This is a genomic window from Pseudomonadota bacterium (genome assembly GCA_038533575.1).
GTDB lineage: Bacteria > Pseudomonadota > Alphaproteobacteria > Rhodobacterales > Rhodobacteraceae > Shimia_B.
This window is the reverse complement of sequence record JBCAYL010000002.1, coordinates 427486-436938: the sequence shown is the minus strand read 5'-3', so window position 1 is coordinate 436938 and position 9453 is coordinate 427486. Positions and strand designations below refer to the sequence as shown.

At 66.9% G+C, this 9453-nt stretch carries 14 protein-coding genes and 1 tRNA gene; 13 read left to right on the top strand and 2 right to left on the bottom strand.

Annotation, left to right across the window (positions count from 1 at the left end; translation table 11 throughout):
* From tuf to nusG, 11 genes are all read left to right on the top strand, one after another.
* Positions 1-287: elongation factor Tu (tuf, locus tag AAFM92_13950; protein ID MEL7301481.1), on the top strand; the 287-nt coding region annotated here is incomplete at its 5' end.
* A gap of 228 nt (positions 288-515) precedes the next feature.
* Entirely contained in the window at positions 516-1598 is a 1083-nt protein-coding gene (locus tag AAFM92_13945; GenBank protein MEL7301480.1) for a hypothetical protein, read from the top strand.
* A 96-nt stretch (positions 1599-1694) separates the two neighbouring features.
* Positions 1695-1940 (top strand): hypothetical protein, encoded by a 246-nt coding sequence (locus AAFM92_13940; protein ID MEL7301479.1) that lies wholly within the window; start codon positions 1695-1697, stop codon positions 1938-1940.
* A gap of 12 nt (positions 1941-1952) precedes the next feature.
* Positions 1953-2615, top strand: a complete 663-nt coding sequence (locus AAFM92_13935) for a CatB-related O-acetyltransferase (protein ID MEL7301478.1) — start codon at positions 1953-1955, stop codon at positions 2613-2615.
* Between the two features lie 227 nt (positions 2616-2842).
* Entirely contained in the window at positions 2843-3682 is an 840-nt protein-coding gene (locus tag AAFM92_13930; GenBank protein ID MEL7301477.1) for a MaoC family dehydratase N-terminal domain-containing protein, read from the top strand.
* A 20-nt stretch (positions 3683-3702) separates the two neighbouring features.
* Positions 3703-4920, top strand: coding sequence for a CoA transferase (locus AAFM92_13925; GenBank protein ID MEL7301476.1), 1218 nt, complete (start codon positions 3703-3705; stop codon positions 4918-4920).
* A 46-nt stretch (positions 4921-4966) separates the two neighbouring features.
* The gene (locus AAFM92_13920; GenBank protein MEL7301475.1) at positions 4967-5392 is read left to right on the top strand and encodes an MAPEG family protein; all 426 of its coding nucleotides are present in this window, start codon (positions 4967-4969) and stop codon (positions 5390-5392) included.
* A 46-nt stretch (positions 5393-5438) separates the two neighbouring features.
* Positions 5439-5514 (top strand) — tRNA-Trp (locus AAFM92_13915).
* Between the two features lie 160 nt (positions 5515-5674).
* Complete coding sequence (locus AAFM92_13910) at positions 5675-5845, top strand: hypothetical protein (GenBank protein MEL7301474.1); 171 nt, start codon at positions 5675-5677, stop codon at positions 5843-5845.
* Positions 5846-5948: 103 nt separating this feature from the next.
* A complete protein-coding gene (secE, locus tag AAFM92_13905) occupies positions 5949-6137 on the top strand; it encodes a preprotein translocase subunit SecE (GenBank protein MEL7301473.1) in 189 nt (62 codons plus the stop codon).
* Positions 6138-6279: 142 nt separating this feature from the next.
* Positions 6280-6813 carry a transcription termination/antitermination protein NusG gene (gene nusG / locus AAFM92_13900; GenBank protein MEL7301472.1) on the top strand — a complete coding sequence of 178 codons (534 nt, stop codon included), beginning with the start codon at positions 6280-6282 and terminating at the stop codon, positions 6811-6813.
* Between the two features lie 72 nt (positions 6814-6885).
* On the opposite strand, the gene AAFM92_13895 is transcribed toward nusG, so the two are convergent.
* Both AAFM92_13895 and AAFM92_13890 read right to left on the bottom strand, forming a co-directional pair.
* Entirely contained in the window at positions 6886-7506 is a 621-nt protein-coding gene (locus AAFM92_13895; GenBank protein MEL7301471.1) for a YdeI/OmpD-associated family protein, read from the bottom strand.
* A 64-nt stretch (positions 7507-7570) separates the two neighbouring features.
* The gene (locus tag AAFM92_13890) at positions 7571-8041 is read right to left on the bottom strand and encodes a DM13 domain-containing protein (GenBank protein MEL7301470.1); all 471 of its coding nucleotides are present in this window, start codon (positions 8039-8041) and stop codon (positions 7571-7573) included.
* Positions 8042-8325: 284 nt separating this feature from the next.
* Here AAFM92_13890 and rplK point away from each other — a divergent pair, with 284 nt between their 5' ends.
* Together rplK and rplA are read left to right on the top strand one after the other, a co-directional pair.
* Positions 8326-8751, top strand: a complete 426-nt coding sequence (gene rplK, locus AAFM92_13885) for a 50S ribosomal protein L11 (protein MEL7301469.1) — start codon at positions 8326-8328, stop codon at positions 8749-8751.
* Position 8752: 1 nt separating this feature from the next.
* Positions 8753-9451 (top strand): 50S ribosomal protein L1, encoded by a 699-nt coding sequence (rplA, locus tag AAFM92_13880; protein ID MEL7301468.1) that lies wholly within the window; start codon positions 8753-8755, stop codon positions 9449-9451.
* Positions 9452-9453 lie beyond the last annotated feature (2 nt).

Genomic DNA, 9453 nt, shown 5'->3' with positions numbered 1-9453 from the left:
CGCCGCACACGAAGTTCGAGGCCGAGGCCTACATCCTGACGAAGGAAGAGGGCGGCCGCCACACGCCGTTCTTCGCCAACTACCGGCCCCAGTTCTACTTCCGCACGACGGATGTGACCGGGACGGTGACGCTGGCCGAGGGCACGGAGATGGTGATGCCGGGCGACAACGTGAGCTTCTCCGTTGAGCTGATCGCGCCGATCGCGATGGAAAACGGCCTCCGCTTCGCCATCCGCGAAGGCGGCCGCACCGTCGGCGCAGGCGTCGTCAGCTCGATCATCGAGTAAGGACGGACACGCCCCGGGCCTGACCCGGGGCCTCCGCCGCCAGAAAGACCGGAAAAGCCGTCCCCGTTCGGGGGCGGCTTTTTTCATGCGCGCGGGGCAAGTGAGGGTTGCGTGTAACAGCGCGCGCGCATCGCGCCCGCCCCGTCTGGCGCGAGACGGGCAAGCCTGAGACACTGCACGCAAGGAGGGCCGTCCCGGCCACGAGAGACGAAGGGCAAGGACCACCCCATGGCACGGACACCGAACCGCACCGCGCGCCGCAAGGCCAAGGCACTCGAGCGCAAGGCCCCCCAGCCTGCCGCACCCACGCTCGCGACCGGAACGCCAACCCCGGCACAGACGCAAGGCATGGTCTTCAGCGCGCTCCCCGACAACTACACCATCAAGCTCAAACTCGGGTCGGACGGCGCCCCGCTCATGGTCATGCCTGGGCGCATCGTCCTCCCGCGGCAGATGAAGGACCGCCTCGCCGAGCAGAGCCGCGAGACCTGGTATCCCGAGCCCGACGAGACGGCGCTGAAAGACGCCCAGTGGATGATCAACATGCTCGCCGATCCCGACCGATATCGCCGCGCCCTGACCTATCTGGACCGGGCCCTGCGCGGCACCTCCATGCCCGTTTTCAACACGCCCCGGGAGATCCTCGAGACCAGCCGCGATGTCATCTGGCGCAAGCTCGCCGACGTGCCGCACCTGACCGCGCCCAAGTGCATTCGGTTCTCCCCGAAGAGCCCCCAGGACTTCACGAACGCCTTCAAGAAGGGCAACTTCGATTACCCGGTCATGATCCGGCCCGCGGGCACCCATACGGGGCGGGAACTGCTGCTCATCTCGTCCGAGAAGGACTGGCGCTCCATCTTCGGGATGGCCTGGGGCGGACGCGAAATTTACATGACGCAGTGGACGGATTTCCAGAACGCCGCCGGCGAATGGGCCAAGATCCGGCTCGTGATCACCCCGGACAGGATCATGATGCGGCATATCCTCTACGGCGAAGGGTGGCTGATCCACTCCGTGGACCGGGGCCCCGAGGAGGCCGAGCGAGAGCTCGATGTTCTGGGCCGCTTCGACAGCTGGACACGGCTCCATGAACTCGGCGCGGCGGTGCGCGAGCGGGTGGGCCTCGACTATTTCGGCATCGACATCGGCTGGAAATCCGACGACGAATTTGTGCTCTTCGAGGCCAACGCCTCCATGTCGATCATCTCGCGGAACAACATGCCGACGCATCGCCGCGACGAATTCGAAGCCATCGTTACCGGGATCGAAGACGTGGTCTGGAAGGCGATGATGAAAAAGCTCGCGCTCTGAGGCGGCAGGGTTTCCTGCGCCGGGCCTTCAGGCGTTTTCCTTGTCCGAATGCCCGCCATCCGGCACGGTGGACCCACCATAGAGGAGGGTCGCCCCATGTCGCTGAAGGAAATCGCCGAGGATTGGCAGGTCTTTGCCCGCGAGGGGACGGTGGGCGTGGGCGCGGTGCGCAAGGTCCATCCCGCACGCCTTGTTGTCTATATCGAAGGGTATGGCGAGATCGATGTGACCGCCGCGCAGATCGCCGCGGCCCATGACGGCAAGGTCATCCTCGCCTTGGACGAGATGGAGCCTGCAGTGCAGAACGCGATCCTGCACGCCCATGACCGAGAAACACGCTAGCTGCTCGCGACCATGCCCTTTCCATCGCCCGACACGACGCATCCGGTCGTCTTCCCCGACGGGACGCGCTTCCAGGGGACCGTCTTCCTGAACGCCGTGCTCGACGAGCCGGGGCTCTCCATCGGGGATTATACCTACTATTCCGATGACGAGATGCCCGCGCCCGATCTCATGCGGCGCAGGCTCTTTCCCTATCTCTACGGCGCGCAGCGCATCGAGATCGGCAAGTTCTGCAGCCTCGCGATGGGCGTGAGCTTCGTCACCGACAGCGCCAATCACCGCTATGACGGGTTCAGCGCCTTCCCCTTTGCGATCTTCGACGGCATGTCGCCGGAGCGTGCCTCGATGCCGCCCAGGCCGCCACGGCCCACGCGGGTGGGCCATGATTGCTGGTTGGGCCGGGGGGCGATGCTCCTGCCGGGCGCGGTGCTGGGCAACGGGGTCATCGTGGGGGCCGGCGCGGTGGTGGGCGGCGTGGCCCCGGATTACAGCATCGTGGCGGGCAATCCCGGGCGCGTGGTGCGCCGCCGCTTCCCGGAGGCCGTGATCGCGAGGCTCAACGCGCTCGCCTGGTGGGACTGGCCGATCGACCATATCCTCGCCCACGAGGCCGCGATCTGCGGGGCGGATCTCGACGCGCTGGAGGCCGCGGCGGCGGCCCTGCCCAAAGCCTGATTCTACCGCGCAGCGGCCGGGATCCGCGCCGCGCGGAAACGTGGACCGAAGTATACCAATTTCTGCAGCTGCGAAGGTGGGGCCGATTTTCCCTGCAATATCCGCATGCCGCGCCTGCACCCGCCGCTTCGGTATACAATTGCATCCCGCTAACCCATTCAAATCATTTGCTTTTTATTTTGATCCGTGCAGCTTGATGCAAAAGCAACGCTGCGGGAGGGCGCATCATGGACATGCTCAACACCCATGCCTGGGTCGGCCGGACACGGGACACCGTGGGGACGATCTCCGAGGCCGAGGCGGCGCGTATCGCGGCCACGCTCGGGGTTGCCGCGCCTCGGGCGGGCGACGCGCTCCCGCCACTCTGGCACTGGTTCGCTTTCCCGGAGGTCGTGCCCGAGGCCGAGCTCGCCGAGGACGGGCATCCGCGCCGTGGCGACTTCCTGCCGCCGCTGCCACTCCGCCGCCGGATGTGGGCGGCGGGCAGCTTTGAATTCCGCGCCCCGCCACGGGTGGGAGATCCGCTCACCTGCCGCTCGACGATCCTGAGCGTCGAGGAAAAGGGCAACCCGAAGCGGCCCATGGCTTTCGTGACCGTGGAGCATGAGATCCGCGGGCCCCAGGGCCTCACCGCGCGGGAGCGCCAGACCCTCGTCTACCTCGATATACCCGAGACATTCACACCGCCCGCCAAGCGCCCGATGCCCGCAGCCCCTGATGCCGCGCGCACCGCGCCGGTGACGGCGGCCACGCTCTTCCGCTTCTCGGCGGTGACGTTCAACGGCCACAGGATCCATTACGACGCCGATTACACCCGCGACGTGGAGCATTACCCGGCGCTCGTGATCCATGGGCCGCTGCAAGCGATCAAGCTCATGGAGCTGGCGTGCGACAAGCGCGGCCGCGCGCCCAGCCTCTTCGAATTCCGCGGCGTGCATCCGATGTTTCTCGGCGCGCCCCTCGATCTCGCAGCGTGCGAAGACGGCGATGGCGGCCTGCGTCTCGTCTCCGGGCAGGACGGCCACCAGGGCATGACCGCCACCGCCATCTGGGAGAGCACCCTGTGACGACCCCGCTCCTCACCGGGATGCGCGTCGTGGAGAGCTCGGCCTTCGTGGCGGTGCCCTATGCAGGCCTGTCGCTGGCGCAGATGGGGGCGGAGGTGATCCGGATCGACAGACCCACGGGTGGGCTTGATGCCGGGCGCTGGCCGCTCGCCCCGTCGGGGCGAAGCCTCTTCTGGGCCGGCCTAAACAAGGGCAAGAAAAGCGTGGCCGTGGACATCGCCACGCCGGAGGGGCGCGAGCTCGCGTTCCGCATCGCCACGGCGCCGGGGCCCGATGCCGGGCTCCTCCTGACCAACCTGCCGGCCAAGGGCTGGCTCGACCACGCGACGCTGAGCGCCGCGCGTCCCGACATGATCAGCGTGACGCTGAAGGGCGACCGCGCCGGGCGGCCCGCGGTGGACTACACCGTCAACCCGGCCCTCGGCGTGCCGGAGATGACGGGGCCCGAGGGCTCCGAGGCGCCCGTGGCCCACGCCGTCCCCGCCTGGGATCTCCTCGCGGGGCAGATGGTGACGACGGCGCTCCTCGCCGCCGAGCGACACAGGCTGCGCACCGGCGCGGGGCAGGCCGTGGAGATCGCCCTCAAGGACGTGGCCGCCGCGGCGCTCGGGCATCTCGGCCTCATCGGCGACGCCGCCGTGAACCGGCGCGACCGGCAAAAGGCCGGCAATGCGCTCTACGGGGCCTACGGGCAGGATTTCGTCTGCGCCTGCGGCGGGCGCGTCATGGTGATCGGCCTCACCGGCCGCCAGTGGAAGCTCCTCGTGGACGCCACCGAAAGCGCGGCTGCCATGGCCGAGCTCGCCACGCAGAGCGGGCGCGACCTCCGCGACGAGGGGGCACGCTGGGAGCTCCGCCACCAGATCACCGCGATCCTCGCGCCGTGGTTCGCGGCCCGCCGGATCGATGATTTCGCCGAGTTCTTCGATGCCAAGGGCCTCACCTGGTCACGCTTCCAGAGCCTGCGGGAGGCGCTCGAGCGCGATCCCGATCTCGGTCCGGAGAACCCCGTCTTCACCACGATGACGCAACCCGGCCTGGGGACGTTCCCTGTCCCCGGATGCCCGGCGCGCTTTGACGGCGCTGCCCGTGGCGCGCCCGCCCCCGCCCCGGAGCTCGGCGCCCATACCGAGGAGGTGCTCGCGGATGTCGCGCGCCTTGACGGGGGCGAGATTGCACGGCTCTTCGACGCGGGCATCATTTCCGAACCGGGCCACGGAGCTAGAACAGCAGCCTAGGGGCCATGCGCCCTCCCTGTTTGTTCTGACGCCCGGAGACCCTCCCATGACGACTTGGCTCATCGCCGGCATTGCCGTGCACTATCTCGCCGTCTTCCTGCCCTCGCTCTTCCTGATCCCGCAGATCGGCTATGGCGGCTACCTCGGCTCCCGCGATGACGAGCCCCCGGCCGAGGGCATGTATGGCCGGGCCCGTCGGATCCTCAGGAATTCCAACGAGAACCTCGCCGCCTTCGTGGGTCTCGGCTGTGCCGCGCTGGCGCTCAACGCGTTCACGGGCGAGGCCGTGGTGCTGCCGGTGGGCAGCGCGGGCGACGTGGACATGGAGCTCGCCACCTTCGGCGCGATGGTCTTCGTGATCGCGCGGGCGCTCTTTATTCCGCTCTATCTCTTCGCTGTGCCGCTCATCCGCTCGGGCGCGTGGATCGCCGGGTTCGCCGGGCTCCTTATGATGGCATATGCCCTGATCTGAGTGCTTGCACGGGACGGCCTGCCGGGGTAACTCCCGCCACGGCCTTAGGGGTATAGCTCAGTTGGTAGAGCGACGGTCTCCAAAACCGTAGGTCGCGGGTTCGAACCCTGCTGCCCCTGCCAGGCCTTCCGCTGCAATTTTCAGCAAAGCCATCACGCCGCCAGAATTGCGCCCGGCGCGGCCGTGAGAATCCCACTGCAAAGTCCTGATCCGGTCTCTTTCGTGCCGCAATGGAGGGTGAATTTTTCGGTAACGGATCATTTCACACCTGGACCGACTGCCATGACCTTCTCCTCCCTCACCTCCTCGGTGTCCGACCTGTTTTCCGGCCTCGGTGGCCAGCGCGACGCGGCTGGCGACGCCTCTGAGGCCGCGCCCGCAAAGCGGCTCTCCTTCAAGGAAAAGCTGCAGCGCGATCCCTTCGAGAAGCTGGCGCGCGAAGAGGGCCGCTGACGCCCCTGCATCGGCGCCGCAGCGCCTCCTCATCCCGGGCTTCATGCCTTGAAACCGGGGGCGCGCCCGCGTATCTGAGCCGGGTCAGACGGAGAGAACGCCGATGAACCCGCTCAAGTTTATCCAAGAGACCCGCGCCGAGGTGGCCAAGATCGTGTGGCCCACGCGCCGGGAAGTCGTGGTGACGACGATCATGGTCTTCATCATGGCTGCGCTCACGGCTGTCTTCTTCTCCCTCGTCGATCTCGGCATCCGCTCGGCGCTCTCCGGCGTGATCGGGCTCATGAGCTGAGGCGCTCCGAGCGGGGCTTGAACTGCCCCCAACGGCACGGTAATGGCTTCGCAACGCGGCGCGCTTGTCTGAGGACGGCGCGCCCCATTTGTTTCTGGGACCCGCGCATCTGGCGCGCGGGGCAAGACGAGGACCAAGGCCCATGGCGAAGCGCTGGTATTCCGTGAGCGTTCTGTCGAACTTCGAGAAGAAGATCGCCGAGCAGATCCGCCAATCCATCGAGGAGCAAGGCATGGAGGACCAGATCGACGAGGTCCTCGTGCCCACCGAGGAGGTCATCGAGGTCCGCCGCGGCAAGAAGGTCACCACCGAGCGCCGCTTCATGCCGGGCTACGTGCTCGTGCACATGGAGATGTCGGACGAGGGCTATCACCTGATCAACTCGATCAACCGTGTCACCGGCTTCCTCGGGCCCCAGGGCCGCCCCATGCCCATGCGCGACGCCGAGGTGCAAGGGATCCTGGGCCGTGTGGAGGAAGGTGCCGAGGCACCGAAGCTCATGATCCACTTCGAGGTGGGCGAGAAGGTGAAGGTCAACGACGGCCCGTTCGAGGATTTCGACGGCACCGTGGAAGAGGTCGACGACGACAACCAGCGTCTCAAGGTCACCGTCTCGATCTTCGGCCGCGCCACGCCGGTGGAGCTCGAATACACCCAGGTCACCAAGCAGAGCTGAGGCGCGGGGCGCGCCGCCGCGCCTCGTAGCGTCTCACAGGGTATGCGGGGGCGCATCGCGCCCCGCGCGCCCTCAGCGCTCCGTTGCCCCCTTGCCCGCGAAAATGCGCGGACGGCATCTCTCGATACGTGCGACGCGAGTCTCGGGTTTCTTGGCTCCGCCGAGGTAGATCTCGTAGCTCTTCTGCCGTCCGGGAGTGAGGGCGTGGAAAGCCTCTGCAAGCTCGGGATCCGCATCAAGCACCTCGATAAGCTCTTCCGGCAGGTTGATCTCGCGGCGCTCCCTTGGCGGGCGACGTCCTGCCCGCGCATGGTCCATGGCCTCGGCGAGATAGGCGCGGATTGTCGGCGCGAGCCTGCTGACATCGGCCAACTTCGAGATGCGGATCATGTCGGGATGGGCGGTGTTCGGGCCCTGCCGCTCCAGAATGCCAGCCGGATCGGCGAGAAGCGCGGCGTCGAAGAAGCTGAGGCGGACGTTGTCGCGAAACGCGCCGAGGATGGCGACGTTGCGCCCCGCATGCATGTAGCAGGGATGGCCCCATTTGAGATGTTCGGAGAGACCCGCCGCCAGGCAGAGGGCGCGAAGCTCACCCAGGGCTCCGGCCCAGATCCGCGTGGCGCAGTCTGGTGTGTCAAAGCGCGGGCAGCGCCCGCAGCCGCGGGTGAAATAGTCCTCGATCTCCGTGATCATGGCCCAGCTTGCCACGACCCCGGCGCGCGGCAAAGCGCGCTCGTTGATGAGGAAAGACCGGCGGTCAGCGGTATTGGGCGGCGGCGATGAATTCCGAGAAGGCCTCGCACCAGACGAGGACGGTCGTGTAGGCCTCGATGTCCACGCCCTCGGGGATGTCGAGCGAGAAGCCCTGGAACGTCCTCACCGACCCGATGATCTGGCTCTGAGCCTTCAGCGGCGCGAATTCGTCTTCGTGGGCCACGAAGCTCGGCACGAGGTAGACCCTGAAGTCGGGGCCGGGCGCGAGCTCCCCGGTATGCACGATCTGCGAGGGCGTGAGGCTCACCGTGCCGGTGCCCCAATGCAGCAGGTCGTTGCCGCGGAGGTCCTCTTGGAACGCGGCGGTGAAGACGGCGTCCTCCGCCATGGCCTCGAGCGTCGCCGCATCGGGCGAGGGCGGTGCAGTGAGGATGGGCAGGAAGTAGACCCCAAGCCCGAAGCCCAAACCAAGCGCCGCGCCATGGGTGACCAAGCCTATGATGAACCGCCGCATGAAACCCTCCACTGATGAATGCCGGCCGCCGTTTGGCTAGCCTAGCACGAAAGAGCTTTGATCGCTCGGCCGGTCAATTCACGCCTCGGTAGGACTTTCTTTCAGTCCCGGGGACAGGGGGCACGCGCGTCTCACGCTTGCATGCGCGGCGCCCTTCCACTAAGAGCGCGCTGTTCGCAAGAACGCCTCGTGGGAGGCCGCGCGCACGCGTGCGCAACGCCGGACCACATCGACAAAAAGCCCCACCGTCGCGACGGGCGGGCGTTGAGAAAAGGAGACGCGCCATGGCGAAAAAAGTCGCTGGCACGATGAAGCTGCAGGTTCCTGCAGGACAAGCCAACCCCTCCCCGCCGGTGGGCCCAGCGCTCGGTCAGCGCGGGATCAACATCATGGAATTCTGCAAGGCGTTCAACGCCAAGACGCAGGAGATGGACCCGGGCGCGCCCTGTCCGACCGTGATCACCTATTACCAGGACAAGTCCTTCACGATGGACATCAAGACGCCCCCGGCGTCCTACTTCCTCAAGAAGGCGGCAAAGCTGAAATCCGGCGCCAACAACCCGTCCCGCGAGACGGTGGGCTCGGTCTCGGTGGCGCAGGTCCGCGAGATCGCCGAGGCGAAGATGAAAGATCTCTCCGCCAACGACGTCGAGGCCGCGATGAAGATCATCCTCGGCTCCGCGAAATCCATGGGCATCGAGGTGAAGTAAGATGGGCAAGGTTGGAAAGCGCATGAAGGCGGCCAAGGAAGCCTTCGCAGAGAAGCTCGACGTGACCGTCGAGGAGGCCGTGAAGCTCGTGAAGGGCAACGCGACAGCGAAATTCGACGAGACTGTCGAGATCGCAATGAACCTCGGCGTCGATCCCCGCCACGCGGACCAGATGGTGCGCGGGACGGTGACGCTCCCGAATGGCACCGGCAAGACGGTGCGCGTAGCGGTCTTCGCCCGCGGCCCGAAGGCCGACGAGGCCAAGGAGGCCGGCGCCGACATCGTAGGCGCGGAGGACCTCATGGAGACGGTGCAGGGCGGCACGATCGAGTTCGACCGCTGCATCGCCACGCCGGACATGATGCCCATCGTGGGCCGTCTCGGTAAGGTGCTCGGCCCCCGCAACCTGATGCCGAACCCGAAGGTCGGCACGGTGACGATGGACGTCAAGGAAGCCGTGGAAGCAGCCAAGGGCGGACAGGTGCAGTTCAAGGCCGAGAAGGCAGGAGTCGTCCATGCCGGCGTCGGCAAGGCGTCCTTCGACGAGGCAAAGCTCGTCGAGAACGTGCGCGCCTTCGTGGATGCCGTGGCCCGCGCGAAGCCCGCGGGCGCCAAGGGCACCTACATGAAGAAGGTCGCGCTGAGCTCCACCATGGGGCCGGGCGTGTCCATCGACGTGGCCAGCGCCAACGAACAATAGGT

Excerpts from the sequence above, each read along its gene's own strand:
- AAFM92_13945 (MEL7301480.1), top strand. The coding sequence starts at position 516 with ATGGCACGGACACCGAACCGCACCGCGCGCCGCAAGGCCAAGGCACTC.
- AAFM92_13940 (MEL7301479.1), top strand. The coding sequence starts at position 1,695 with ATGTCGCTGAAGGAAATCGCCGAGGATTGGCAGGTCTTTGCCCGCGAG.
- AAFM92_13935 (MEL7301478.1), top strand. The coding sequence starts at position 1,953 with ATGCCCTTTCCATCGCCCGACACGACGCATCCGGTCGTCTTCCCCGAC.
- AAFM92_13930 (MEL7301477.1), top strand. The coding sequence starts at position 2,843 with ATGGACATGCTCAACACCCATGCCTGGGTCGGCCGGACACGGGACACC.
- AAFM92_13925 (MEL7301476.1), top strand. The coding sequence starts at position 3,703 with ATGCGCGTCGTGGAGAGCTCGGCCTTCGTGGCGGTGCCCTATGCAGGC.
- AAFM92_13920 (MEL7301475.1), top strand. The coding sequence starts at position 4,967 with ATGACGACTTGGCTCATCGCCGGCATTGCCGTGCACTATCTCGCCGTC.
- AAFM92_13910 (MEL7301474.1), top strand. The coding sequence starts at position 5,675 with ATGACCTTCTCCTCCCTCACCTCCTCGGTGTCCGACCTGTTTTCCGGC.
- secE (MEL7301473.1), top strand. The coding sequence starts at position 5,949 with ATGAACCCGCTCAAGTTTATCCAAGAGACCCGCGCCGAGGTGGCCAAG.
- nusG (MEL7301472.1), top strand. The coding sequence starts at position 6,280 with ATGGCGAAGCGCTGGTATTCCGTGAGCGTTCTGTCGAACTTCGAGAAG.
- AAFM92_13895 (MEL7301471.1), bottom strand. The coding sequence starts at position 7,506 with ATGATCACGGAGATCGAGGACTATTTCACCCGCGGCTGCGGGCGCTGC.
- AAFM92_13890 (MEL7301470.1), bottom strand. The coding sequence starts at position 8,041 with ATGCGGCGGTTCATCATAGGCTTGGTCACCCATGGCGCGGCGCTTGGT.
- rplK (MEL7301469.1), top strand. The coding sequence starts at position 8,326 with ATGGCGAAAAAAGTCGCTGGCACGATGAAGCTGCAGGTTCCTGCAGGA.
- rplA (MEL7301468.1), top strand. The coding sequence starts at position 8,753 with ATGGGCAAGGTTGGAAAGCGCATGAAGGCGGCCAAGGAAGCCTTCGCA.